Source organism: Pseudochrobactrum mosebachae (assembly GCF_048914685.1).
GTDB lineage: Bacteria > Pseudomonadota > Alphaproteobacteria > Rhizobiales > Rhizobiaceae > Pseudochrobactrum.
Map to the genome: position 1 here is coordinate 2,233,632 of NZ_CP128408.1, position 25,396 is coordinate 2,259,027.

Annotated in this window: 22 protein-coding genes; 4 read left to right on the top strand and 18 right to left on the bottom strand. The window is 49.7% G+C overall.

What is annotated here, in order from left to right; all coding sequences use genetic code 11:
* Nucleotides 1-11: 11 nt before the first annotated feature.
* The 3 genes from MP213Fo_RS10255 (at nt 12) to MP213Fo_RS10265 (ending at nt 2,930) form a co-directional block, all read left to right on the top strand.
* Nucleotides 12-593 (top strand): HutD family protein, encoded by a 582-nt coding sequence (locus MP213Fo_RS10255; RefSeq protein WP_421088927.1) that lies wholly within the window; start codon nt 12-14, stop codon nt 591-593.
* Between the two features lie 244 nt (nt 594-837).
* Complete coding sequence (locus MP213Fo_RS10260; RefSeq protein WP_421088928.1) at nt 838-1,593, top strand: UTRA domain-containing protein; 756 nt, start codon at nt 838-840, stop codon at nt 1,591-1,593.
* Nucleotides 1,594-1,856: 263 nt separating this feature from the next.
* On the top strand, nt 1,857-2,930 hold the full coding sequence (locus tag MP213Fo_RS10265) for an acyltransferase family protein (RefSeq protein ID WP_421088929.1): 1,074 nt from the start codon (nt 1,857-1,859) through the stop codon (nt 2,928-2,930).
* A gap of 81 nt (nt 2,931-3,011) precedes the next feature.
* Here MP213Fo_RS10265 and hisC read toward each other — a convergent pair whose 3' ends face one another.
* From hisC to MP213Fo_RS10345, 16 genes are all read right to left on the bottom strand, one after another.
* On the bottom strand, nt 3,012-4,142 hold the full coding sequence (gene hisC / locus MP213Fo_RS10270; RefSeq protein WP_421088930.1) for a histidinol-phosphate transaminase: 1,131 nt from the start codon (nt 4,140-4,142) through the stop codon (nt 3,012-3,014).
* Between the two features lie 195 nt (nt 4,143-4,337).
* Complete coding sequence (locus MP213Fo_RS10275; protein ID WP_421088931.1) at nt 4,338-6,350, bottom strand: acetoacetate--CoA ligase; 2,013 nt, start codon at nt 6,348-6,350, stop codon at nt 4,338-4,340.
* 128 nt (nt 6,351-6,478) lie between these two features.
* Nucleotides 6,479-7,303: an IclR family transcriptional regulator gene (locus MP213Fo_RS10280; RefSeq protein ID WP_421088932.1), complete on the bottom strand. Its 825-nt coding sequence runs from the start codon at nt 7,301-7,303 to the stop codon at nt 6,479-6,481.
* Nucleotides 7,304-7,550: 247 nt separating this feature from the next.
* Nucleotides 7,551-8,336: a crotonase/enoyl-CoA hydratase family protein gene (locus MP213Fo_RS10285; RefSeq protein WP_421088933.1), complete on the bottom strand. Its 786-nt coding sequence runs from the start codon at nt 8,334-8,336 to the stop codon at nt 7,551-7,553.
* A gap of 12 nt (nt 8,337-8,348) precedes the next feature.
* On the bottom strand, nt 8,349-9,212 hold the full coding sequence (locus MP213Fo_RS10290) for a hydroxymethylglutaryl-CoA lyase (protein WP_421088934.1): 864 nt from the start codon (nt 9,210-9,212) through the stop codon (nt 8,349-8,351).
* The gene (locus MP213Fo_RS10295) at nt 9,212-11,179 is read right to left on the bottom strand and encodes an acetyl/propionyl/methylcrotonyl-CoA carboxylase subunit alpha (protein ID WP_421088935.1); all 1,968 of its coding nucleotides are present in this window, start codon (nt 11,177-11,179) and stop codon (nt 9,212-9,214) included. Before MP213Fo_RS10295 ends, MP213Fo_RS10290 begins: the two co-directional genes overlap by 1 nt.
* A 9-nt stretch (nt 11,180-11,188) precedes the next feature.
* On the bottom strand, nt 11,189-12,796 hold the full coding sequence (locus tag MP213Fo_RS10300) for a carboxyl transferase domain-containing protein (RefSeq protein ID WP_421088936.1): 1,608 nt from the start codon (nt 12,794-12,796) through the stop codon (nt 11,189-11,191).
* The gene (locus tag MP213Fo_RS10305) at nt 12,793-13,959 is read right to left on the bottom strand and encodes an isovaleryl-CoA dehydrogenase (RefSeq protein WP_421088937.1); all 1,167 of its coding nucleotides are present in this window, start codon (nt 13,957-13,959) and stop codon (nt 12,793-12,795) included. The genes MP213Fo_RS10300 and MP213Fo_RS10305 overlap by 4 nt, the downstream gene beginning before the upstream one ends.
* Before the next feature lie 111 nt (nt 13,960-14,070).
* Nucleotides 14,071-14,805: a 2-oxo acid dehydrogenase subunit E2 gene (locus MP213Fo_RS10310; protein ID WP_421088938.1), complete on the bottom strand. Its 735-nt coding sequence runs from the start codon at nt 14,803-14,805 to the stop codon at nt 14,071-14,073.
* Nucleotides 14,806-15,029: 224 nt separating this feature from the next.
* Nucleotides 15,030-16,358 carry an aspartate aminotransferase family protein gene (locus tag MP213Fo_RS10315; protein WP_421088939.1) on the bottom strand — a complete coding sequence of 443 codons (1,329 nt, stop codon included), beginning with the start codon at nt 16,356-16,358 and terminating at the stop codon, nt 15,030-15,032.
* Nucleotides 16,359-16,374: 16 nt separating this feature from the next.
* Nucleotides 16,375-17,361: an alpha-ketoacid dehydrogenase subunit beta gene (locus tag MP213Fo_RS10320; RefSeq protein WP_421088940.1), complete on the bottom strand. Its 987-nt coding sequence runs from the start codon at nt 17,359-17,361 to the stop codon at nt 16,375-16,377.
* The gene (locus MP213Fo_RS10325; RefSeq protein ID WP_421088941.1) at nt 17,358-18,332 is read right to left on the bottom strand and encodes a thiamine pyrophosphate-dependent dehydrogenase E1 component subunit alpha; all 975 of its coding nucleotides are present in this window, start codon (nt 18,330-18,332) and stop codon (nt 17,358-17,360) included. The genes MP213Fo_RS10320 and MP213Fo_RS10325 overlap by 4 nt, the downstream gene beginning before the upstream one ends.
* Nucleotides 18,333-18,450: 118 nt before the next feature.
* A complete protein-coding gene (locus tag MP213Fo_RS10330; RefSeq protein ID WP_421088942.1) occupies nt 18,451-18,693 on the bottom strand; it encodes a biotin/lipoyl-containing protein in 243 nt (80 codons plus the stop codon).
* Nucleotides 18,694-18,836: 143 nt separating this feature from the next.
* Complete coding sequence (locus MP213Fo_RS10335; RefSeq protein WP_421088943.1) at nt 18,837-19,673, bottom strand: ABC transporter ATP-binding protein; 837 nt, start codon at nt 19,671-19,673, stop codon at nt 18,837-18,839.
* Nucleotides 19,654-20,598 (bottom strand): ABC transporter permease, encoded by a 945-nt coding sequence (locus tag MP213Fo_RS10340; RefSeq protein ID WP_421088944.1) that lies wholly within the window; start codon nt 20,596-20,598, stop codon nt 19,654-19,656. The genes MP213Fo_RS10335 and MP213Fo_RS10340 overlap by 20 nt, the downstream gene beginning before the upstream one ends.
* Nucleotides 20,599-20,615: 17 nt before the next feature.
* A complete protein-coding gene (locus MP213Fo_RS10345) occupies nt 20,616-21,584 on the bottom strand; it encodes an ABC transporter substrate-binding protein (RefSeq protein ID WP_421088945.1) in 969 nt (322 codons plus the stop codon).
* A gap of 537 nt (nt 21,585-22,121) precedes the next feature.
* Here MP213Fo_RS10345 and MP213Fo_RS10350 point away from each other — a divergent pair.
* On the top strand, nt 22,122-22,901 hold the full coding sequence (locus tag MP213Fo_RS10350; protein ID WP_421088946.1) for a glycosyltransferase family 25 protein: 780 nt from the start codon (nt 22,122-22,124) through the stop codon (nt 22,899-22,901).
* 12 nt (nt 22,902-22,913) lie between these two features.
* Here the strand turns inward: MP213Fo_RS10350 and MP213Fo_RS10355 are convergent, their stop codons facing one another.
* Complete coding sequence (locus MP213Fo_RS10355) at nt 22,914-24,044, bottom strand: GNAT family N-acetyltransferase (protein ID WP_421088947.1); 1,131 nt, start codon at nt 24,042-24,044, stop codon at nt 22,914-22,916.
* Nucleotides 24,045-24,050: 6 nt separating this feature from the next.
* Nucleotides 24,051-25,367 (bottom strand): lipopolysaccharide biosynthesis protein, encoded by a 1,317-nt coding sequence (locus MP213Fo_RS10360; protein ID WP_421088948.1) that lies wholly within the window; start codon nt 25,365-25,367, stop codon nt 24,051-24,053.
* Nucleotides 25,368-25,396 lie beyond the last annotated feature (29 nt).

Consider the following 25,396-nt stretch of genomic DNA (forward strand, 5'->3'; position numbering starts at 1 on the left):
GGGCAAACATGATGCTTGCGACCCTTCTGAAAGCAGAAACGCACCGCCACATGCCGTGGAAAAACGGCGGTGGTGTTACGGTCGAAATAGCAATTTATCCTGAAGACGCGTCAGTCGATGATTTCGACTGGCGTGTCAGTACAGCCAGCGTGGCGCAGGACGGGGCGTTTTCCAAGTTTGAAAATGTTGACCGGACGCTAAGCGTTTTGTCTGGTGATGCTCTTGTGCTGGAGGTGGAGGACAAGGTTGTGCAGCTCTCACAACAAAGCCAGCCTTTCAGCTTTGCTGCCGATGCAACCACCTATGCGCGCCTGACCGGAGGTGCGATTACCGATCTGAATGTGATGACACGGCGCGGGCACTTTATCCATCAGGTGCATGATCTGCGCATTACTGGTGCGATCACGCAAATATTGTCCTCTGCTACTTGCCTGATTTATTGCGGGGAAGGGGCGCTTACAGTGCAGCTTGGCACTGAGTGCTGGCAACTTAGCCAGCAAGACTGTCTTGTCTTGTCAGATCCGGCTGGAAGTGGAGCGATGATTTCTGGTGCGGGACGCGGCTTTTTGATCAGTTTAGAGCGGGTGGTTTAAGCAAGCCGGTATGATCTGAACCTCACTATCACGCCTCTTGTTCTGAAGCATGAACTGCGGCATAGATAATGGACAAGAGAGCGGGCGTGAAATCCCGCTATTTACTGTTTTAAACCTTTTTATATGTTTAGAATATAGATTATTGAAATTTCAGATTGGTTTTTCAGGCAAGCCTGCATCACAATTTATCTGAAATCCGGAAGGCGTAAGATCTGATGCTTCATGCATTAATAAGAGCACTTATATGACAGATGTCAGTAAGCCCACAATCAGCCTTTCTGAAAAAATTCAGCGCGATATTGAAACAAATATAATCAATGGTGTCTGGGCGCCGGGTGACCGTATCCCTAATGAAAACGAATTTATGCAGCAATATCAATGCTCGCGTATGACTGTTAACCGGATATTATCGCGGCTGGCCGAGCGCGGATTGATTATCAGGCGGCGCAAAGCTGGCTCGTTTGTTGCGGTGCCGCAATCCAATAGCGCGTTGTTTTTGAATATTCACGATTTTGCTAAAGAAGCTGCAGCTGACGGGCAGGATTATGCTTATGAAATTCTCAGCCGTACGGTTGTAAACCTCAATAAGACGCAAGCTTTGAGCCTTAATCTTAAAGAAGGCCATAAGGTTCTTGCCATCACATGTCTGCATCACTTCAATGCGGTGCCGCTGGCTTATGAAGACCGGCTGATCTCGCTAGAAAAGGTGGTGGCGGCAGAAACCGAGCCGTTTGATAGTATACCCCCTGGCACGTGGCTGCTCGGGCATGTGCCTTGGACCGAAGCCAAACACACAATCAGTGCGATTAATGCCGATGAAAAGCTCGCACGCTTGTTAAAAATCAAGCTGCGTGTGGCCTGTCTGGTACTGCATCGTGAAACCTGGCATGATTCAGAATTTGTTACCGCGGTGGATATTACCTATGCGGGCAGCAGCCATAAGCTGACAGGGGCTTTTACTTCTGCACTTGATCACATGAATGCCGGCAGTTCATATTAGATATATTCTCTTTGATCGATTTATGAACTACAGGATAATATGATGCCGGTGAAGTGAGATGCAAACAGAGCGAATATCATTATTGTTACTGCACTTAAGTTAAATTTGATTATAGAGCGTGTTTTAAATTTTTTGCTTCGACCTTTTGTCACGGTTATAAAATTTATTCGATTTGATTATGAAACGCTCTAGACCATTAAATATTAAAAGACTACCCAAAGGATATTGACCAATTAATATTGGTTTTGTCTTGGGGGCAGGGTGTGAATAAACAAATACAGCTTAAAACTTTACAGCAAGGTCGCGGTTTAGCGGCCATGGCTGTGGTTGCTTTTCATCTTTCATTACTTCTTGGAAACGGCCGTTATCTTAATGATGCAGTTTGGCTGAGCTTTACGCATAGAGGGAACCTGGGTGTTGATTTCTTCTTTGTGCTTTCTGGTTTTATTATTGTTTTTGCGCATAACAAAGACATTAATAGGCCAGCTCAGCTGACTGATTATCTGCTGAAACGCTTCACACGGTTATTTCCGGTATACTGGTTGTACACAGCAATATTCTGCGCTTTGGTTGCATTAGGATTTGGCAGCGCCAGCATTGTACCTGAGACATTAAGTCAGTGGATTTCAACGATTTTTCTGATTCGTCTTGATAGTTTTGAATTGCCGATTACACCTGCATGGACTCTTATCCATGAATTGGCGTTTTATCTCGTTTTTGCTACCCTTATTTTTAACAGGGTATTTGGTGTGGTGATTTTATTGTTTTGGCTAATGGCTGGGGGTATCGTCTTTCAGTATCCTGATGAGGGGGCCAGGCTGCCATTAACGACATATTTTTCACCATTGAATTTTAATTTTATAATCGGGATGGCTGCATTTTACATTTTAACAAAGTGGCAGAGTAAAATATTAAAAGCGGCATTTCCATTCGGTCTTTTGCTTTTCAGTTTCATATATGCATTGGAGGCGAAGGGCATTGACTATCAGTATGTTCAGATTGCTTATGCTGTCAGTTTTGGGCTGCTCATTGCCGGTGCTGCGGCATGGGAAAGAGATGGTTTTCCGGCATCTCGTTTTAAAACTCTAAGTTTGATAGGAGATGCGTCCTATACAATTTACCTGACACATCTTGCTTTTCTCGGGTTGTTTTCAAAGATCCTGATGAAAATATCGCAGCAATTTGCACTCAATCATTATGTAATTTACATGGCTGTCTTTGGTTTAACCATAGTTTTTGGCTGCTTGTTATATCTCTATGCAGAGCGTCCATTGCTCAGGGCCTGCCGAAAACGTATCTTTAAAGACAAGCGCCTCACACAGCGGTTTGCCAGCTGATGGCCGACTTCACAGAAGGCAAGCCAATTGCCTTCTGTGAAGTTCTATTCTGATCATATTTATTGACAGTCAACTTGATTTTTACGGATTTTTCGTAAGTAAGGATTGTAAGAATATCTCGGTTACTGCCTGCATAAAGCGTTGATTGTCTTCAGAGCTGCCAATGCTGACACGCAGATAATTATCATATCCATGCTGTTTCCACGGCTTAAGAATGACGCCGCGATTCAAAAACTCTTCTGACAGATCTGCTGCAAGTTTATGTACTTTAAAGAACAGAAAATTTGTACGGGACGGGGCAACTGTAAAGCCGTTATCTTCTAAAAAACAGCGCACTTGTTCGCGTTCAGCACTATTATGGCTGATAGTTTTAGCCAGATGCCCGTCATCTGAAAGTGCAGCTAATGCGGCAGCCTGCGCCATGGTGTTAACATTAAACGGCGACCTGACCCTGTCAAACATGTCGATCAGCTGTGCATTGCTGGCAATACCATAACCGACACGCAAACCTGCCAGACCATAGGCCTTTGAAAAAGTTCTGAGCACAATCCATTGCAACGAACTGTTTTTGAGCAAGGCTAAAGAATCCGCATAATCAGCACCAAAAGCATATTCTGCATAGGCCTCATCCAATATTAGCAGCGTTTCAGGTGCTACGCTCTCCAGCAGGTCTGTGAGTTGCTGATTGTTGAGCCAGCTGCCAACCGGATTAACAGGATTAGCAATCACAAATAGCTTGGGCTTGCTGAGAAGGGCTGTTTTGAGGGCTGCAACATCCAGTTCCAGATGCACATCCAGTGGCACGCGGCTGACATCGGCGCCCTGTAGGGTGGCATAGTCCTCATGCAGTGGAAATGACGGATAGGGTGTTACAATATGCTCGCCGGAATTCAATGTAGCGCGATAGATAATGCTGAGCAGCTCTTCTGAACCATTGCCAAGAATAATGCGATCCGTGGGCACTTTATATTTTTCTGCAAGTGCGTGTTTGAGCAGGCGCCCTTGGGGATCCGGATAGAGATTTAAGGTTGCGGCCTGTGTCTGCAGAGCCTGAGCCACCAGAGGTGAAGCGCCCAATGGATTTTCATTGGAGCCGAGCTTTACAACTTTGGCGCCGTTGCATCTTTTCTCAACATCGGCAGAAGAGAGGCCGGCATTATACTTGGCTATTTTATAAACTTCCGGACGCACTGGTAACGTAGCGATATTCATATTTTCCTCCCGATAAATACCACTATTATGTATATACATATTTATGATGTTCGCAATAAAAACTACGCTCGGCAATGCCGGCTTGTGCTGTTTTGTAATATGTATTTTGAAAATAAAAAGCGCCCCCGGATATGGCTATCCGAGGGCGCGTTTGTTGAATAGTTAGGCCAATGCTTGTAGTGGATACGCCTGTGATTATTGCAAATCAGGAATATTGCGATAAAGCTCGAGACTTTCCGGATTGGCCAGTGCCTCAAGGTTTTTAACCTCACGACCATGCACCATATCGCGTACTGCAAGTTCAGTGATCTTTCCGGATTTGGTTCTTGGAATATCCGCCACAGCAATGATTTTTGCGGGCACATGGCGTGGTGTGGCGCCAGAGCGGATTTTGTCTTTAATCTTCTTAATCAGCAGATCATCAAGGGATGCCGCTCCTGCTAAGCGGATAAATAATACCACCCGCACATCATCTTCCCAGTTCTGCCCGATGCATAAAGCTTCCGTTACTTCCGGAATTTGCTCAACCTGATTATAAATTTCAGACGTGCCGATGCGCACGCCTCCGGGATTGAGCGTTGTGTCAGAACGACCATGGATGATCAGGCCGTTATGCTCTGTACGCTCGGCAAAATCACCGTGGCACCAGATATTGGTGAAGCGCTCAAAATAAGCCGCCTGATATTTACTGCCTTGCGGATCACTCCAGAATTCTAACGGCATACAAGGGAAAGCCTTTGTGCAGATCAGCTCGCCTTTCTCACCTGTCACCGGTTTGCCATCATCATTCCACACATCAACAGCCATGCCTAAGCCTGCGCTTTGTATTTCGCCAGCCCAGACCGGCAACACCGGCACGCCCAGCACAAAACAAGACACAATATCAGTACCGCCGGAAATGGAAGCCAGATGAACATCGTGTTTTATGCCGTCATAAACAAAGGCGAAACCATCGGGTGATAATGGCGAGCCGGTTGACGAGATGGTGCGCAACTGGCTGAGATCGTGGCTGTCTATCGGCCGTAAGCCGGCTTTCAGCACGGCATCAATAAATTTAGCCGATGTGCCAAAATGGGTTACACGTTCAGCCTGCGCATAATCGAATAATGCATTGCCATCGGGATAAAATGGGGAGCCGTCATACAGCACCAATGTGGCGCCACTTGCCAGCCCTGAGGCCAGCCAGTTCCACATCATCCAGCCACAGGTGGTAAAGTAGAAAAAACGGTCACCATCACGTAAATCCGCATGCAATTGATGCTCTTTAACATGCTGCAGCAAAACGCCGCCGGCGCGATGCACAATACATTTGGGAATACCGGTGGTGCCGGATGAAAAGAGAATGCATAGCGGGTGATCAAAAGGCAGACGTGTATAAGTCAGGGGTTGCGGGGTATAGTTCTGCAACAATGGACTTAAGGCAAATATTTTTTGTTCAGGAGCGGCAGGGTTTTCAGCCTGACCCAGATAGTCGATCAGAACAGTTTTTTGTAAGCCGTGCAGTTGCTGTGCAACAGCACTTACTTTGTCGATGACATCGATTTTCTTGCCGTTATACCAATAGCCATCACAGGCAAAAAATAGTTTGGGTTCAATCTGGCCGAACCTGTCTAAAATACCTTGCGCACCAAAGTCGGGTGAGCAGGAGCACCATACGGCGCCGATAGAGGCAGCGGCCAGCATCAGCGCCACAGCTTCCGGCATATTGGGCAACATACCGGCAATACGATCGCCGGGTTGTATATTCTCAGCTAATAAAAATTGCTGGAGTTGTGAGACCAGAGCCTGCAGCTCATTCCAGCTCAGACGGCGTTCTGTTTTATCTTCGCCACGAAACACAATCGCCGTTTCGCTGCCGGTTTTGCGCAGCATGTTTTCAGCAAAATTAAGTTCAGCCTGCGGGAAAAACTGTGCTTCACGCATGGTTCCGCTATCAATGAGGCTGATATCGCCTTTTTTGCCGATGATAGAACAATAATCCCAGACTGCTGACCAAAAACCGGCACGATCATCAACAGACCATTGATACAGGGCTGCATAATCCGTGATATCGCGTTGCAGATTTTTGCTGATATAATGGCGAAATTTTTCTATGCCGCTTTGGGAAATCCGGTTGTTATCCGGCTGCCAGAGCGGTTGAGAGGCTGATGGCGTTATTGAGGGTTTCAGGGTGTTTTTCGTACCTGCATTGGTATTGGAAACCATCATAACAATTGGAACCTCCGGTTAGCGCCTTTCAATCAACGGTTTATTTGAACTTATGAAAGTCGGCTTAACAACAATATGTATAGGAAAGATTTGGTTCGTGCGGAATGCAGGCAATTTAGCAAAGGGAGCTAGTTGCGCTCGGCAAGACGTTTGAGGTCATGCATATTGGGTGTACCCAGCAGACGTATAAGCTGCTCCTGTACGTTTTTTGCTTCTTCCTGCAGCCAAAGGCCGATTTGCGCGCGGCGTTCTTCATCCATACGCGTGGTAATCGCACCAACACCAAGGGCAGCGATAGCCTTACCACTGGCATCAAAAATCGGGGCGCCGAGTGCTGTCATTCCCGGAGCAACGCGACCCGGATTTAAGGCAATGCCTGTCTTGCGTGTTGCCTCAACAAATTTGAACAGTTCCGTAGCTTGAATACCCCACTGATTTTCAATCCGCTCGGTATTCGCGCTGACCGCTTTTTCAACGAATTCATCAGATTGAAACGACAAGATCGCGAGACTGCCAGCACCAATACCCAGCGGGCGCTGGTCACCGACATGCAAGGTCAGGGTTTTGATAGGGTAATCACCTTCAAGCCGCGATACACAGACCGCATCATAGGCACGCAGGATCGACATATAGACAGTGTCGCCGGTCAGTTCCACCAGCCGTTCCATTGCCGGTAAAGCCAAATCTCTGAGGTTGAAACGATTGCCGGCAACAGCACCAAGATGGGCGAGATCCATACCAAGGTAATAAAGACCGGAATCCTCATTTTGATCGAGCAGGTTGAGCTGTGCCAGGGCCACTAAAAACCGGTGTGCTGTGGATTTGCTCAGACCGGTCTCTTGTGCCACATCTGCGAGACGCACACCATGCGGGCCCAGCTTTGCTACAGCGCGCAAAGTGAGCATTGCACGCTCAAGACTTTGCATCCCTGATCCTGTTTCTTTGCCGGACATGAAATCCCCTTATTCAAATTCTGCGTCATTACCCGTCTGCGACAAGACTAATGATTATTTTATTTAATTATACTCAAATTTTAGTCTTTAACTCATTGCTATGCGCATGGTTCTTACGCAGAACCGAGCAGCACTTTTCAGAAACATAGAGTGGGCGTCAAGTTAAAAGACTAAGGTGTGAGCGGCCTGCGCCTAAGATCAGTATCTCTCAGAAATCTGGTTAAAAATCCGGTTAGAGGTATCGTATTCAGTTTTTCCAGCTGGGATTTGTTTTGCCAAAAAAAGCATCAATACCTTCTTTGGCGTCAGCGGTTTCCCAGGTATCGGCCAGTTTTTCCAAAGTTAAATCTATCAAATGGTCATCCAGCTTTGCACCCACCGCATGCACCAGTTTTTTTGCGGCAGCAATGGCTTGCGGGCTGGCAGAAAAATAAGGTTTCAGCTCGGTTTCAATGGCGGCATCCAGACTTTCACTTTCACAGATCCCATGCAACAAACCGCATTGCCGGGCTTCTTTGGCATCAAACAACCGCGCAGATGTGAAATAGCGCATAGACTGTGCAGCGCCGATACGCGCAATGACATAAGGGCTGATTGTTGCCGGTATAAGCCCCAATCTGGTTTCAGTCAGGCCGAAACGGGCAGTATCAACACCAATTGCAGCATCACAAACGCTGATCAAGCCCACACCGCCGCCAAAAGCCTGCCCGTTAATACGACCGATCAGTGGTTTTGGCAGGTCACGTAATGCCTTGAGCATCAGTGCAAGCTTACGGGCTTGTTCAATGCGTTGGAAACGGCTTGCCAGCGCTTGTTCCCGCATCCAGCCAAGATCACCGCCAGCGCAAAAACTGGCACCGTTGCCGGTTAAAATGACCAGTCTTGTTCCGGTGTCCGCTGCCAAATGGGCGGCTACTTGTGTTATTTCATCAATCATCAGGCCGGACATAGCATTATGCTGCTCAGGCCGGTTGAGTGTTAGTGTGGCTACCCCCCGCTGATCATGGTTCAGAAGAATTGTTTCAAAAGACATTGTTTTCTCCTGTTACGCGCTTGTCTCTGCGACAAGCGAGCGTGCAAAACCGGCGGCAGCGGCAAGCTTTTCCCGGTCGAGACCGGTTTCAAAACCAAGGCTGTGCACAAGATCATAAACCGAAAGGCTGTCTACATTGCCTTTGGCACCCGGTGCATAAGGACAGCCGCCAAGACCACCTGCAGAAGCGTCAAACACCCGTAATCCCATATCAAGGCTGATGCGGATATTATCGAGCGCGCGCGCACCGGTATCATGGTAATGACCGGCAAGATTTGATGCGGGTACATATTGTACAACGCTTTCAAGCATGGCGCCAATTGCGTGCGGTGTGCCATGGCCGGTTGTATCGCCGAGGCTGATTTGATAGCAGCCTAGCTGTGATAACCGGTCGGCGAGTATGGCAACCGCTGACGGGGCGATCTGTCCGTCATAAGGGCACTCCACTACACAGCTTATATAACCACGCACCGCTATGCGGTCAGCTGTTGCCTGTGCAATAATCGGCTGAACGCGGTTCAGGCTCTCTGCTACCGAGCAATTAATATTGGCGTGTGAAAACCCCTCTGAGGCTGAAATGAAAATGGCAATCTCATCAGCCTGCGCCGCAATAGCAAGCTCATAGCCTTTCATATTGGGCACCAGCACTGAATATTGTATGGCTGGATAGCGCTGTATGCCGGCCATAAGCTGGGTAGCGTCGGCCAGTTGCGGCACCCATTTAGGGCTGACAAAGCTGGTTGCTTCAATATGTTTAAAGCCGCATGCGGAGAGCTGATTAATCAGCTCTATTTTCCGGGATGTCGGAATGAGCTGCTTTTCATTCTGCAAACCATCACGCGCTGCCATTTCAACGATTTCAACATATTGGCTCATTACTCTTCCTCAAGCTCAAGAAGAACAGCGCCGTCGCTTACCTGATCACCTGCCACCACATTCAGCGCTTTCACGATGCCGTCACGTGGTGCGCAGAGTGACAATTCCATTTTCATCGCCTCCATAATGATCAGTGTATCGCCTTTGGTAACCATGTCACCCTCAGCAATATTGATCATGGTTACCACACCTGGCATTGGTGAAATTAAGCGGCTGCCTCCACCGTTATCATCACCGTTTTCTGCCACGGTTTTGACCTTTTGAAAGGTGAATTCACAGCCATCACGCATCACAAAAACTGCACTGTCATCTTGTGAAATATATGCGTGTTCAGTCTTTTCCTGCAGGCTGAAGGTGAATTGATTACCGGTGTTGCTTTTGATTTTCAGCGCACCAAAATCAAAACGGAATGCGTTGTTGCTATCTATGCCGATTTTGATGTGGTGGCGCTGATTGTCAAAATCCAGAGCGACATGCTGACATGCAGTTTCCCACAACCGGAAACCGCGCAGACTATGCCACGGATCAGTACCTTGCGGCGGTGTCAGCAAATTAAGCGCCGCCAAAGCGGCCAGCGCCAGTGTGATATCGTCCGGTTGTGGTTTGACAAACAGCACATCATGATTGCGGGCAATCAGGCCGGTATCGACATCGCCCTCAGCAAATTCCGGCAATTGTGCGAGTTGCAGCAAAAACTGCCGGTTGGTTGTCAGGCCGGTGATCTGCGTTTGTTTGAGGGCAGCTTTCAGTTTCGCCAAAGCTTCCGCACGATCACGGCCATGGGTGATGAGTTTAGCGATCATCGGGTCGTAAAACGGCGTAATATTATCTCCGGCCTCAACGCCGGTATCAATTCGTACATCGTCAAAGCCGACATCAAAACCGGTTAGCGCACCTGTGGCAGGCATGAAATCGCGGTTCGGATCTTCTGCATAGATCCGGGCTTCAAATGCCCAGCCTTCAATACCGAGCTGGCCTTGTGTTTTAGGCAGGGTTTCACCCGCAGCAACGCGTAACTGCCACTCTACCAGATCAAGGCCGGTAATCGCTTCGGTGACCGGATGTTCAACCTGTAAGCGTGTGTTCATCTCCATGAAAAAGAAGCGGTCTTCACGCAACCCCTCCGACACATCGGCGATGAACTCGACCGTTCCGGCACCACAATATTCAATGGCTGCTGCTGCCTTAACCGCGGCAGCGCCCATCAATGCTCGCATTTGCGGGGTCATCTCAGGAGCAGGTGCTTCCTCGATGACTTTTTGATGGCGACGTTGCAGCGAGCAATCGCGCTCGAATAAATGCACATGATGCCCATGGCTGTCGCCAAAGACCTGTACCTCAATATGGCGCGGTTTGGTCATGTATTTTTCGATCAGAACCGCATCATCACCAAAAGAGGCTTTGGCCTCACGCTTGGCGCTTTTCAAAGCTGCAGAAAAATCTTCAGCATTTTCTACCAGCCGCATGCCTTTGCCACCGCCGCCGGCACGGGCTTTGATCAGGACCGGATAGGTGATCTGGTTGGCCTGCTGCTGAAGAAAATCTTCATCCTGCTGCTCACCGTGGTAGCCCGGAACAATCGGTACACCGGCTTTTTCCATCAGTGCTTTTGCGGCATCTTTGAGCCCCATTGCGCGGATGGCACTGGCTGAAGGACCGATGAAGGTCAGTCCGGCTGCTTCGGTTGCCTCTACGAAGGCAGGGTTTTCCGAGAGAAAACCATAGCCCGGATGTATCGCCTCAGCACCGGTGGTGAGGCAGGCTTTGATGAGTGGCTCAATATTAAGATAGCTCTCGCTCGCCGGAGCTGCGCCAATATAAACCGCTTCATCGGCGAGTTTAACATGACGTGCATTTTCATCTGCTGCCGAATAAACTGCAACAGTGCGAATACCCAGACGCCGGGCAGTTTTGATAATACGACAGGCAATTTCACCACGATTGGCGATCAGAATTTTATTGAACATAGTCGCCCCCTACATCCGGAACACGCCAAAACGGGTCTGCTGGATGGGTGAATTTAATGCGGCTGATAAAGACAGAGCCAGGATTTCGCGGGTTTTGCGCGGATCAACAATGCCGTCATCCCACAGGCGGGCGGAGGCATAGAGAGGGTGGCTTTGCTGCTCGAACATTTCGAGGGTCGGGCGTTTGAATTCGGCTTCTTCCTGTGCCGACCATGAACCGCCACTGCGCTCAATACCGTCGCGTTTAACTGTTGCCAGCACACCGGCAGCCTGTTCGCCGCCCATCACTGCAATCCGGCTATTCGGCCATGTCCATAAAAAGCGAGGTGAATAGGCGCGCCCGCACATACCGTAATTGCCGGCACCATAAGAGCCGCCAATCAGCATTGTGACCTTGGGCACATTGGCAGTGGCCACTGCGGTCACCAGTTTGGCGCCGTTTTTGGCAATGCCTTCGGTTTCGTATTTTCTGCCAACCATAAAGCCTGTGATATTTTGTAAAAATACCAGTGGTATGCAGCGCTGTGCGCAAAGTTCAATGAAATGGGCGCCTTTGAGTGCAGCTTCAGAAAACAGCACGCCATTATTGGCAATGATACCGACAGGAATACCGTGAATAGCCGCAAAGCCGCAGACTAAAGTTGTGCCAAAGCGGGCTTTAAATTCGTCAAATTCCGAACCGTCCACCACACGGGCAATGACCTCGCGCACATCATAGGGTGTGCGGGTATCTGCCGGTATAATGCCCAGTAAGTCTTCCGGATCATAAAGCGGGGCAGCCCCTTGTCCTTTACGGATAAGCTCGGGCTTTTGGCGGTTGAGATTGGCCGCCACTGCACGTGCAAGTTCCAGCGCATGGGCATCATTTTGTGCAAGATGATCGGCCACACCGGATAACCGGGTGTGCACATCACCACCGCCCAGATCTTCCGCACTCACGACTTCGCCGGTAGCGGCTTTAACCAAGGGTGGGCCTGCCAAAAAGATTGTGCCCTGATCACGCACAATAATCGTCTCATCACTCATGGCAGGCACATAAGCGCCACCTGCAGTGCAGGAGCCCATGACAACGGCAATTTGCGGAATACCGGCGGCAGACATTTGTGCCTGATTATAAAAAATTCTGCCGAAATGATCGCGGTCGGGAAAGACCTCATCCTGATTAGGCAAATTAGCGCCGCCTGAATCAACGAGATAGATGCAAGGCAGATTATTCTCTGCGGCAATCTCCTGCGCACGCAGATGTTTTTTGACCGTGATAGGGTAATAGGTACCGCCTTTAACGGTGGCATCATTACAGATCACCATACATTCCTGTCCGGCAACCCGGCCGATACCGGCGATCATGCCAGCTGCAGGTGCTGCACCATCATAAAGCGCATGTCCGGCGGTCAGACCGATTTCCAGAAATGGGGATCCGGCATCCAGAAGCCCTGCCACCCTGTCTCGTGGCAACAGCTTGCCGCGTGATAAATGACGCTCGCGTGCTTTTTCGCCGCCGCCTGCCAGAGCGGTCTGCACGGCTGTATCAACATGTGCCAGTGCAGCAAGCATTGCCTTGCGGTTTGCTTCAAAAACGGCGCCGCGCGTAACAATTTCGGAACGCAGAACTGTCATGAACGCGTCTCCTGAAATATCTCGCGGCCAATCAGCATACGGCGCACTTCCGAGGTGCCGGCGCCGATTTCATAAAGCTTGGCATCGCGCAGCAACCGGCCGGTCGGATATTCATTAATGTAGCCGTTACCGCCCAGTGTCTGAATAGCCTGCAGTGCCATCTGGGTGGCTTGTTCTGCGGAATAGAGAATGCAGCCGGCGGCATCTTTGCGGGTGGTTTCGCCACGGTCACAAGCGGCCGCCACAGCATAGACATAAGAGCGCGAGGTATTCATCGCGACATACATATCGGCCAGTTTGCCCTGCATCAGCTGGAACATACCAATCGGCTGGTCAAATTGCTGGCGCTCATGCAAATAGGGAACCACAATATCCATACAGGCAGCCATAATACCAAGAGGCCCGCCGGCGAGCACAACACGCTCGTAATCAAGACCTGACATCAGAATGTTAACGCCGCGGCCTTCTTCACCCATCAGGTTTTCAGCGGGTACCTCACAGTTTTCAAACACCAGCTCACAGGTGTTTGAACCACGCATACCCAGCTTGTCGAGTTTTTGTGCGGTGGAAAAACCTTTGAAACCTTTTTCGATCAGAAAAGCGGAGATGCCGCGTGATCCGGCCTGCGGATCGGTTTTGGCATAGACCACCAAAACATCGGCATCGGGACCATTGGTGATCCACATTTTGTTGCCGTTGAGAATATATTTATCGCCGCGCTTTTCGGCACGTAATTTCATTGAAACAACATCAGACCCTGCACCCGGTTCTGACATAGCCAAAGCGCCGACATGCTCACCTGAGATCAGCTTCGGCAGGTATCTGGCGCGCTGTGCATCAGAGCCGTTACGCATAATCTGGTTCACGCAAAGATTGGAATGGGCGCCATAGCTCAGTGCTACAGCGGCCGAAGCGCGGCTCAGTTCCTCTACAGCAACACAATGAGCAAGATACCCCATATTGGCGCCGCCATAGGTTTCAGAAGCGGTAATACCGAGCAGACCAAGTGCACCCATTTCACGCCACAAATGCTGCGGGAATGTATTGGTTTGGTCGATTTCAGCGGCAATGGGCGCAATGCGTTCTGTGGCAAAGCGGCGTGTCATATCGCGCAGAGCTTCAATTTCTTCGCTGAGGCCAAAATTTATGCCTGATAAATACATGTCCTGTTCCTCCCGTCAGTGTGGTCTGAGATTGCCCGCTGCAAGTTTTTGAAACCCAGTCTGGCATCCCAGTTATGATTTTATGCGGATGCGTTACTATGCTGGCTACGGTTACAGCAGCCTATTGGGTTGCTTCAGAATGGCGGAAAATTCTGCCATGAACTGGCTGGCAGGCAGACCGCTGATAATACGGTGATCGAAGCTCAGACTTGCACCCATTTGCCAGCCAATTGCTAAGGCGCCATCGCGGATAACCGCGGCTTCACGCACACGCCCCAGAGCCAGAATGCCACATTGCGGGTGGTTCACAAGCGGTGTTTGCCACAGCGTGCCCGGCACAGCGCCGACATTGGAAACCGTAAATGTACCGCCGCGCACATCTTGCAGGCCTGCTTTGCCGGCAATAGCATTTTGCGCCAGCCGGTTGGCCTCGGTTGCCAGCTCAAGAATGGAAATTTTATTTACATTGCGGATAACCGGCACAATCAGATTGCCGTCCGGCATGGCCACGGCCATACCCAGATTAATTTCATCGAGTATATGAATATCGTCATTTTCGATTGTGGCGTTGAGCAGCGGAAACTTCTCAAGACAGGCGGCAATAGCCTTTAAAACAACATGGGTAATTGTAATTTTAACGCCGGTTTCAGCGCTCATACCGTCAAGTTTTTCAGCTTTTATAGCGACAAGAGCATCGGCTTCGATATCAGCAAATACGCTGACTGAGGGCACTTGCTGGTGGCTCGTCACCATGTGATTGGCAATCATGCGTTTCATGGCAACCAGCGGAATAGTTTGCCTGATCGCAACACCGGCCTTAGAAATTTGTGTGGTTTGATCGCTCATTATAACGCTTACCTTTATTCGCTTGCCATATGTGGCCGCCGTTAGCTCTGAGCCTGCCGGATGGCTCCTGAAGAGCGGGCAGGCTTCAGTTTTACGGGCAAACAGTGTCATTCGGAGGCAGTGCGTGCTCCGTTGAAAAGTTTAAACTCTATATGCCTATCGTTGGTTTTCCTGCCCGCACGGGCTTTTGAGGATATGCGGGCAGGAGTGCGGCTTGGAAGGATTTACAGAGCTGCCTGTACCTGCCGGATGGAGGTTTTGACGATATCAATCACCTCATCCAGATCATTTTCAGTACAGGTGAAAGGCGGTGCCAGATTGATGTGATCACCGTTAACACCATCAATACCGCCTTTGCCTGCGCCAACAATCAAACCGTTGCGGAAGCATGTATCTGCAACCTTACCGGCAATATTATCTGAGGCGGCAAAAGGTTTGCGGGTGGTTTTATCCTGCACAAATTCCAGCCCCATGAAAAAGCCTTTGCCGCGGATATCGCCCACAATATCAAGCTCGTAGAGCTCTTGCGCTTTTTCAAAGAAATAGGTGCCCATTTGTGCCACACGCTGCACCAGCTTGTGGTCTTCAATATATTTGAGCACAGCACTGCCAACGGCGCAGGACAGCGGATTGCCGCCAAATGTATAGCCATGTGAGAAGCCGCGGCCGGTGCGGAATGGTTCAAACACTTTTTCTGCAACGATTACGGCGCCCAGCGGTGAGTAACCGCTGCTCAGACCTTTACCGGTGCAGATAATGTCCGGAATAACGCCCCAGTGCTCAATGCCGAAATTACGCCCCGTCCGGCCGAAACCGGTAATCACTTCATCAACGATCATCAAAATATCATAACGGTCACAGATTTCACGGATAACTTTGAAATAACCGTCCGGTGCAGTCAGGCCACCACCAGCAGCACCCACAATTGGTTCGGCAATAAAGGCCGCGATATTTTCAGGCCCTTCACGCAGGATGATCGCTTCGAGATCTTCTGCGCATGGCATGTTACAGGACGGATATTCACGGCCAAACGGGCAGTGATAGCAATTGCAGGCCGCAATTTTAGGGAAGTCCTGTAGCAGCGGGGCAAAAATATCACGGCGCGAGCGCATGCCTGTCATCGACAGGGAGCCAAGTGTATTGCCGTGGAAGCTGCTCCAGCGTGAAACAACTTTATATTTGGAGATATTGCCGCGTTCCACATGATACTGGCGCGCCAGTTTCAAGGCGGTTTCGGTTGCCTCTGATCCGCCGGAGCACATGAAAACCTTGCTCATGCCTGCTGGCGAAAAATTTGCAATACGCTCGGTCAGCTCCATATGTGGCTGGTTTTTCCAATGAAACGGATGGGCGAAGCTGACTTTCTCCATCTGTTTCAGCGCAGCTTCGCGAATTTCCGGCACATTATGGCCGATGCTCACAACACCAACGCCACCCATGCCATCAATATAGCGCTTGCCATCCTCATCGTAGCAATAAATGCCATCGGCTCTGTCAATGACCGGATTAACACTACCGGCACTACGGAAGAAAATATGTTCACCGTTACTCATGTTTTTCACACCGTTCTTAGTTTTTTGCAGCTGGCATCACGGAGCGCACGGCGTCGCTGATCGACTGCACACTTGGCATGGATGCTCTGGTTAAAGGTATGGCAAAGGGACGAGGGGTTTCCTGCAAGCCAGCGCGTGCAATATTCAATGCGCCGTGTTTGCCCAGTTCTTCCGCCACAGTTGCTGTGAGCGCTGAAAGCGGGTCGCCGGTTTTCCAGGTTTCTGAAACGATAACCAGACGGCGGGTTTTAGCGACCGAGGCAAGAACCGTGTCATAATCCATTGGAACGATGGTGCGCGGGTCAATAACCTCTACGGAAATGCCGTCTTTTTCCAGCTGTTCGGCAGCTTTCAAAGATTGCTGTACCATCAGGCCGGTGGCCACAAGAGTTACATCACTGCCTTGGCGTTTAATGTCTGCAACGCCGAGCGGGATGACATAATCTTCATCCGGAATTTGCTGGCGTGAACCGTGATAAATGCCCATATGCTCATAGAACACCACCGGATTATTATCGCGGATAGCAGCCTTCATCAGGCCTTTTGCATCATAAGGGCAGGAAGGCATCACAACTTTAATGCCCGGCACACTGGTAACCCATGCCTGATAATCTTCAGAATGGCCACGATGCGGACCGGCACCAAACAGTGCCCGAATAACCAGCGGCACACAGGTCTGGCCGTCCGATTTATACCACATGGCTGCGGCATCACAGGCAAGCGGCGTAATGCCGAGGCCTAAAAACTCTGCGAACATGATCTGAACGATCGGGCGCATGCCGCCAATGGCTGCACCAATACCGGCACCGACCATTGCGCCTTCACTGATCGGCGTTTCAATAATACGATCCGGACCGAAGAGTTCACCAAGGCCTTTGGCTGAATGCATGGCACCATTATAGGTGGGGCCGATATCCTGACCTAAATGAAATACATTCGGGTCACGTTCCATTTCTTCTGCAATGGCTGCGACTACAGCTTCCTGAAAAGTCTGATTTTTCATTTCGCCAACTCCAATACATTATCGCCGGCATAAAGATCTTCAGGCCCTAATGCTTCCAGCCCTGCATCCGGATCATTCTGCGCATCGCTGATGGCGGTGGCGATTTCTTCACGAATGCTCAGTTCGGTTTCTTCAATCTGGCTGGCACTCATCACACCGGTTGCGAGCAGCTTTTCTTTGAGGCGCTTGAGTGGATCTTTATCAAGCCATGCCTGTCTTTCTTCAGCAGGCTGGTAAAAATTGGTATCGGCACTGTAATGGCCGCTGATGCGATAGGTGAGGGCATCAATCAGGGTTGGGCCATTGCCGGCGCGGGCGCGGCTCACCGCCTCTTGCACCGCGTCATACATAGCAATGACATCATTACCATCAACCTGAATGCCCGGAATTCCGTAGCCCAATGCACGATTGGCAACGGAGCTGCCTTTCACAGAATATTCTGTGCGGGTCGACATCGCATAGCCGTTATTATGGCAGACATAGATCACCGGCAAAGACAGGCAGGCGGCCAGATTGATGCTTTCATGAAAGGCACCGAGATTGCTGGTGCCTTCACCAAAGCTGGTGACAACCACTCCGTTTTTGCCTTGCATTTTTGTTGAAAGACCAAGGCCGGTGGCAATATTCATCGGATTGCCAAGCACGCCCGAGAACATGCCGAGTGTTTTGTATTTTAACGGCAGGCAGATATCGCCACGCACGCGCCCCCGCGAATAGGAGGTTGTCTTACCCAGAACACCGGCGACAAGGCGGCGAATATCAGCGCCGCGCATATGGGCTGCCAGCAGCGAACCACGATAATGGGGGGCAATATAATCATGGTCGCCAAGACCAAAGAATGCTCCGACCACAACCGCTTCTTCACCCACGCCCGGGTGAAAGCCCGGCAGTTTTGTCAGCGCTTCTTCAAGCTCGCGGCCTTTGACCACGAGATGAAAAAGCGATTTCAATAAATTATCTTCTGATGTCACAACTATATCTCCTCCCGGGTATCGCTGCTTAATGTCCGACGGGACAGAAGCTGCAAAGGCCAGCCAGTGATGCGCGGATGCTTGTTAAGAGCACATCTTTGCGCAGACGCTGGCTGCCTTAGCCGGCTGTTTCTATACGGGCAATGATGGTGCCGGGTGCGATTTCATCATCTGCCGGCACGAGGATTTCTACGAGCTTGCCTTCAATATCGCTGGTCACTTCAATATTGACCTTTTCGCTCATCACTTCGAGCAACACATCATCCTGAGCGACCATGTCTCCGACCGATTTGCACCATGTAATAATGGTTGCGTTTGGTACTTCTTTACCAAGCTCCGGAAGTGCAAAATCAACTATCATCGCCATTATCCTTGTCTTCAATTCGTTCATTATCAGCGTAGCGCTGATTTATAGTCTCTCGAGTGCAGCACCACTGACTTCTTCAATTACAAGCCAGCACAGCGCTGATTTTTAGATTGAGGCCAGCACAGCGCCGACTTTCCTTAATTAGAGGCCAGCACAGCGCTGTCCGGTAAACTCTCGCCGGTCAGTTTTTCAAATCTGGCAAGCAGTGCAGGAATAGTCAGGCCTGCTTTTTCATCGCTGTTCAAATCCATCGCGATATTGCCGCGATGCATCAGAATGAGCCGGTCAGAATGCTTAATTGCGTGCCCCATATCATGGGTGATCATCAGTGTTGCGATGCCCTGGCGGCGGGCAATCGCTTCTGTCTGCTCCATCACCACGCGTGCGCGGGTCGGATCAAGGGCTGAAACATGCTCATCCAGCAGCAAAAGCTCCGGATCACGTGCCGTTGCCATAGCCACAGAGACTGCCTGACGCTGCCCGCCGGACAGGGTGCCCGCAAGGCTGTCGAGGCGGTTTTCCAAACCCATTTCAAACTGCTTCAATGAGTGGAAAGCGATTTCTCGTACATCTTTGCTGGCTGCAGGTTTAAGATTGAAACTGCGGCTTTTACCGGCATTGGACAGCGCAAAATTCTCGGCAATGGTGAGTGCGGAAAACACATTATGCTCAGGGTTCTGCCGAACAATCGCAACTCTTTCAGTGCGTTTCCACGATGGCAGGTTGGTCACATCCTGTCCGCCGACCAGAATGGTGCCGGAATCAGGCTGCAAATTACCGGCCACCATTGAAAGTAAGGTGGATTTGCCTGAACCATTGGAGCCAACAAGTGCAACGATGGTTTTAGGCTCAATCGTCAGGTTGATGTGGTTGGCAGCAACCACAATATCGTCACGGCCAAATCCTTTGAAACGCTTGACGCAATCCTTGACCTGCAATGCCGGCATGGCAGTTTTAAGTGATATTAACGACACGGTCATTCTCCAGATATTCGAGGCGTTCGCGGGCGTTTTTCTTAGCGGCTTCGGTGCCGGGCAGGGCAAACAGGCTAAAGCCATGGCTGCGCAATGCGACGATAGCGAAGACAACCACAGCCGTTACCAGCTTGACGTAATAAGGCGGCAAACCAAGTTTGAGTGCTAATGTTACGACAATGCGGTAGACCAGAATGCCGACGATGACGCCGATAACGGATGGAATAATGCGTGAGGTTTTGAAAACGCTCATGCCGATCATCAGGGCGGCAAGGCCGACCACGATCACGCCGGTCTGAATGGAGACATCCATAAAGCCCTGACTTTGTACCACGAGGCCACCAGAGAGAGCTGCCAGACCATTGGCTATGATCAGGCCTATAATCTGGCGGGCTTCGGTGCGGATGCCCATAGCTCTGGCTGTTTGAATGTTGAGGCCGGAAGCACGCATGGACAAGCCATAATTGGTGCTCAGGAACCAGATCATCAACAGACCTAATAAAACGGAGAAGGCAGCGCCAACGATAATAGCTGACCATTGGGCGTTGAAACCAAAATGTTCTACCCACGAGAAGATTGTCGGTTCATTCAAGAGTGAAATATTACCGGCACCCATGATCGCGAGGCTGATAGACCACGCGGCGGTGGTCATCAAAATACCTGCCAGCAACACATTCATACGCAGGCGAACATGCAGCAGGCCGGTGATCAGGCCGGCAGAGCTACCGGCCATTATGCCAACCAGCAGGGCTGTTGCTGGATCAAAACCTGCAACCAGCATAACGGCTGTGCTGGCACCACCGATGCCAAAAGAACCTTCAAGTGTAAGATCTGGTAAGCTCATCACGTTGAGAGCAAAATAAATCCCGAGCGCAAGCGGGCCGTAAATCAGCCCAACTTGCGCACCAATAAGCAGAATGCTCATGGCGCTGTCTCCGATTATTAATAAGTGCGGGTGGCGCGGCGTAACAAGTCTTCCGGAATATCCAGACCGAGCTTCTTTGCCTGTGTCAGATTGATTTCAAAGTTACTTGCATCAGGCACAACCACCGGAATATCCGCAGGTTTTATGCCTGAAAGAACCTTGGCAACCAGATCAGAAGCCAGCTTGCCGACTTCTGTGTAACTATAGGCTGCTGAAAGCACAGAGCCTTTACTTACGGCCTCACTAAGAGAGCCGAAAACCGGAATTTTGGAATCATTAGCAACACGCAGGACGCCGGCAATACCGCTCATCGTGGTAGAATCGCCCGGCAGGTGGATCGCATCCACTTTGCCAACCAGTGCTTGTGTTGCTTGTGTGGTTTCGCCGGCATTGGCAATTGTCGCCTCAACGACCTTCAGTCCCAGCTTTTCTATGTGCTCTTTAGAACGTTTGGCAAGAAAATCACCGGCAGGATCACCAGCCTTATAAACAAGCCCAATGGCTTTGATAGCTGGCAAAACTTCACGCATGGCATCGATGTCGGCTTCAATCGGTGCAGGGTCGGCAACGCCGGTGAAGTTGGTGCCGGGCTTTTCAAAGGATTCAACCAGACCTGCTTCAACTGGGGTGGAGGAGCCCACAAAAATGACTGGAATATCAGAGGTCAGGCGGCGGAAAATCTGTGCACCCGGTGTGGAAATCGCAACAATGACATCACAATTGCCATTGATGAAGCCTTGCGCCAGTGTTTGCTGAGTGGCAGCATCGGCTTCAGGATTCTGTACCGACATGCCGTCGGTGGAAATATTCTTTTCTTTCAGACCTTCTTTGAGGCCATTCAGTATGTCGGTAATAACGGTTGCGCTGACATATTGATTAACGCAGATTGACGGGTCTGCCGCATAAGCAGACGTATAGGAAAAGCTGGAAAATGCTAATGATAATGCAAGTGATGTAGACGCTAAGAACTGAGAAGCGCGCATCATAATTCCTCCTCCAAGGACACAGAAAACAGATGATTAATTGGATTAATCGCCGTAATCTCGTATCCGGTTGTTGATGGCGTGCAGTCGTATTTTATATAATACTTACGGCAGCCTTTTTCATATTCCCCAATATGCGTCCCTTTTAATGGGACTGTATTTTATCTAATGAAACGAGAATATGATGTCAACCACTGAAATAGCATTCTAAAATTATTGCACAGGGTTTAGCCTTTACAGGTCATTTCTTTGGCTATGCACAATTGTAAATCTTATTTGCCCGCGTTATGCAGTGACGATAAATGTCGCCGGGGGGCTTTGTAACATTGAGTGCTTCATCGTTTTATTTTATCGCAGATGCGCTATGACAGACACAGTGCTGGGCATTGTCACATTCGCAGTTATTGCTGCGCTTGTCGTGGTCTTGATGCTGCCATTTTAACGGGGATAATTTCTCAGGTCATGATAGTGCAATGATCTGATACGCCTCTCCCTGCAAATTTACTTCCGTAAAATGATCTTGTTTCAAGGGAAACTATAGTGAAAGCTTATCTTATTAATCTGGATCGTTCGCCGGATCGTCTTTTGCGTATGAAAGCGGAATTTGCAAAAGCGAATATCAATTTTGAACGGGTAACCGCCGTGGAAGGCAAGCTTCTTAGTAATGCTGAAGTGGCGGGTATCAAGACAAATCCCGGTTGGAAGCAGCCCTTAAACAGAACTGAAATCGGGTGTTTTCTCAGCCATCGCAAGTGTTTGGAACTGATTGCGCGGGGCACAGACAAGTTTGCCGCGGTTTTTGAGGATGATGTCAGACTCTCCAAGGATGCGCACAGGTTCTTTATTTCTGACGTCTGGGTTCCTGCAAATGCTGATGTGATAAAACTAGAAACGCATGAGCGTAAAGTTCTGATGGATGAGACTGAGGTCCTTGTAGGCGAACGCTATAGTGTTGCAAGGTTGCGCAGCCAGCATATCCTGTCAGCGGGCTACATCATTTCGCGACGTTGCGCTAAAGATCTTCTTACCCGTATGAATGATGCTGCCGCACCTGTCGATCATTTTTTCTTCACGCCGGCCTGCGGATTCTTCAATGAGTTGGTAATTTATCAGGTTAGCCCGGCAATTTGCGGTCAGGCTGGGCTTGCCAGTACTCTGGGAGCAGACCGGAGTTCAGAATATCAGCGCCCACCGGTCTGGCGTCGGATTATACGGGAAACAAAGCGCCCGTTTCAGCGTTTGAAAACGGCGCTTTGGGGTGCCTATATCAACCGCTTTACCAAGCAAAAATGGGCAGTTGTTCCACCGGTTAGCGACTAAAACGGGTGAATTTCATTGTGCTTTTAAGCGAGCCTTAAGGCTGCGTATCGTATTACGCAGCCGGTCATAGCGCTGTAGCTGACTGCTTATCTTATGTACGGATTGTTGGCTCTGATCTGTAAGGCCTAAAATGATGGTACCAAAGCTTTGGCGCTGATGAAACAGCCGTGACATCACTGGGTGATCAGGAATAGCGCAAGAATCGGTTATTCTTATTTCAGGCTTACCGAGCTGGTTTTTTAAAAATTCGATCATCAGCAAAACGCCGGGTGAAAAAGCCCTCAAGGTTTCATCATAGGCAGTTTTCCACGTCCATGCCTGATCTCCGGCTGTAAAAATGATCAGGCTGGCGATGGTCTTACCATTAAGCGCCAATGAGTGGATATTTACCTGCTCTTGTTCTACCAGATTACTAACGGCTATGCGGATAAAATCGGTATGCTGCGGCTTGTTTAAAAATGCGGTGCCGCGTTTCCCTTTCCAGCCAGATGCTTCCAGTTTCAAGAAAGCCTCTAAAGCTTTGAGAATAGCGATTTTATCCGTTGCTATTTGATATTCAAGCGTACCGGTTTCACTTAACCGCCGCCATAGGCGGCGATAATCCCTGTGGTGGTTTTTACCGATTGCATTGGTGAGATAAAGTTCGGGGGGCACATAAAGTTCGTTCTCCCCACCGGATAAAAGGACAGGGCGCACTTCTTGACGAATCAGTTGCAGTGGCAAATTGTGCTGATTTGCATATGCCAGTAGTGCTTTGGCAAATGCACCATCAAGATTTATATCCGGCAATAATAGCGTATCCGGTAATTTGTTCTGTGGCTGCGCAAGGCCATTTAGCAAACGTGTAAGTGTTTCGGACACTGTATGTTCAGCAATCAGCGGGGTGCCTTGTGTGCTGTAAATATTGCTCCAGCCATAGATGGTTTTTACAAAGCCTAGGCCCGCTCTTGCCACCTGAAACGGCATCAGAAACTTGGTCTGCTGGTTTTCAATGCTTATTAAGCCGCAAGTTGAGTTACCAAAATATTGCAGTGCAGGTTGCAAAAAAGCCGGATGATTGAAAATATTATCTTCGGCAGGCTGCGCTATTTTCAAGCTATTCAAGCGCTCTAAGGCTTCAGCTCTTCGGTAAATATGCAGCATATTTTATTATCCTGCCAGTTGTTTGCGCGCGGTAAAGACGAACATGCTGACACCCAAACGTGTGCGAACCGCATAGGAGAGCGTTGCTGCTTCGGCGATCATGGCGATAGTGGTGGCAATGGCAGCGCCACTCAAGCCTAAAAGCGGAATTAAAGCCAGGTTGAGCCCGATGTTGATAATCAGGGTTAGTGCATAAAGCAGCGCGCAGATATTCTGGTTGCCGGACATTGCAAGCAGGCTCTCGCATGGCCCCACACTGGCACGCGCAATCACGCCAAGGATCATAATGAACAGCAATGGATAGCCGGCGGTAAAACCACCGCCGAAGAGTGCCAGCAATGGCCAGCCAATAAGCAGCAGCAGCATTGCCAGCAGCACTGTGGGCCAGAAAGTCCAGCGTGCAGTATTGCGCGCAAAGCTCTGAAATGCCTGCGTATCATCACTATGCAATAATTGGGAGTAACGCTGTGCAACGCTGGATTTAACTGCAAAATATACAAAATGCGCCAGCGCCAGTATTTTGGTTACAGCAAAATACATTGCCACACTGTCGGGATCCATCAGATGTCCAACCATCAGAACATCAATATTGATCACCAGAAAAAAGAAACCTTCAATCAGAAAAATCGGCAGCGAAACCTTCAGCCACTCCTGCATGTGATAATTTTTTGTACCGGCAGGTAATATTTTTCGCAGCCGCCGGCGCAAAACAAACTGCTGTCCGATAAAGGTGATTGCGGTGCCGGCAAATGCCGCGAGCAGCGCTGTTGTGGCTTGTGGTTCAAAGCCTGCTAACAGCAAGATAAAAAATACGCTCAACATCACCAGCGGACGGATAATATATCCGGGGCTGAGGGCTGCCAATATCCAGCCTTGAGATCGTGCTGTACCATCAAGAATATTGCTGAGTGCCATAGCGGGAATGCAGCACAAGCTGATAATAAAAGGTGCCCAGTAATAGGCTTCAAAACTATGAGCAAAACGCGAGAGCAACAGCATGCTGATCAGGGTGACTATGACGGCACTGATCAAGGTAAAGATCGAACCGGCGCGCAAAATTCCCCGCGCAGAATTGGCTTTATGTTGCTGCAAATATTGCGGTACATAGCGGATAATGGTGGTGTGGAAGCCGAAACAGGCCAGATCACTGAGAATGAGCGTGATGGTCCAGACCAGCACATAAATACCGAATTCAAAGCTGCCCATTAAACGTGCGAGTGCGACCTGAGTAAGCAGAGCCAATGCCGCACCGGCAATGCGGACGCTAAACGCCTTGATAGATGAGCGCTTGGCTTTGCCCTGCTCATCATCCGTTGAGAACATATTGTCTGCCCGTTGCAAATACGGCCGCA

What these genes read in the sequence shown, in the direction of transcription:
- MP213Fo_RS10255 (WP_421088927.1), top strand. Translation starts at nt 12, where the DNA reads ATGCTTGCGACCCTTCTGAAAGCAGAAACGCACCGCCACATGCCGTGG.
- MP213Fo_RS10260 (WP_421088928.1), top strand. Translation starts at nt 838, where the DNA reads ATGACAGATGTCAGTAAGCCCACAATCAGCCTTTCTGAAAAAATTCAG.
- hisC (WP_421088930.1), bottom strand. Translation starts at nt 4,142, where the DNA reads ATGAATATCGCTACGTTACCAGTGCGTCCGGAAGTTTATAAAATAGCC.
- MP213Fo_RS10275 (WP_421088931.1), bottom strand. Translation starts at nt 6,350, where the DNA reads ATGATGGTTTCCAATACCAATGCAGGTACGAAAAACACCCTGAAACCC.
- MP213Fo_RS10280 (WP_421088932.1), bottom strand. Translation starts at nt 7,303, where the DNA reads ATGTCCGGCAAAGAAACAGGATCAGGGATGCAAAGTCTTGAGCGTGCA.
- MP213Fo_RS10285 (WP_421088933.1), bottom strand. Translation starts at nt 8,336, where the DNA reads ATGTCTTTTGAAACAATTCTTCTGAACCATGATCAGCGGGGGGTAGCC.
- MP213Fo_RS10290 (WP_421088934.1), bottom strand. Translation starts at nt 9,212, where the DNA reads ATGAGCCAATATGTTGAAATCGTTGAAATGGCAGCGCGTGATGGTTTG.
- MP213Fo_RS10295 (WP_421088935.1), bottom strand. Translation starts at nt 11,179, where the DNA reads ATGTTCAATAAAATTCTGATCGCCAATCGTGGTGAAATTGCCTGTCGT.
- MP213Fo_RS10300 (WP_421088936.1), bottom strand. Translation starts at nt 12,796, where the DNA reads ATGACAGTTCTGCGTTCCGAAATTGTTACGCGCGGCGCCGTTTTTGAA.
- MP213Fo_RS10305 (WP_421088937.1), bottom strand. Translation starts at nt 13,959, where the DNA reads ATGTATTTATCAGGCATAAATTTTGGCCTCAGCGAAGAAATTGAAGCT.
- MP213Fo_RS10310 (WP_421088938.1), bottom strand. Translation starts at nt 14,805, where the DNA reads ATGAGCGATCAAACCACACAAATTTCTAAGGCCGGTGTTGCGATCAGG.
- MP213Fo_RS10315 (WP_421088939.1), bottom strand. Translation starts at nt 16,358, where the DNA reads ATGAGTAACGGTGAACATATTTTCTTCCGTAGTGCCGGTAGTGTTAAT.
- MP213Fo_RS10320 (WP_421088940.1), bottom strand. Translation starts at nt 17,361, where the DNA reads ATGAAAAATCAGACTTTTCAGGAAGCTGTAGTCGCAGCCATTGCAGAA.
- MP213Fo_RS10330 (WP_421088942.1), bottom strand. Translation starts at nt 18,693, where the DNA reads ATGATAGTTGATTTTGCACTTCCGGAGCTTGGTAAAGAAGTACCAAAC.
- MP213Fo_RS10340 (WP_421088944.1), bottom strand. Translation starts at nt 20,598, where the DNA reads ATGAGCATTCTGCTTATTGGTGCGCAAGTTGGGCTGATTTACGGCCCG.
- MP213Fo_RS10345 (WP_421088945.1), bottom strand. Translation starts at nt 21,584, where the DNA reads ATGATGCGCGCTTCTCAGTTCTTAGCGTCTACATCACTTGCATTATCA.
- MP213Fo_RS10355 (WP_421088947.1), bottom strand. Translation starts at nt 24,044, where the DNA reads ATGCTGCATATTTACCGAAGAGCTGAAGCCTTAGAGCGCTTGAATAGC.
- MP213Fo_RS10360 (WP_421088948.1), bottom strand. Translation starts at nt 25,367, where the DNA reads ATGTTCTCAACGGATGATGAGCAGGGCAAAGCCAAGCGCTCATCTATC.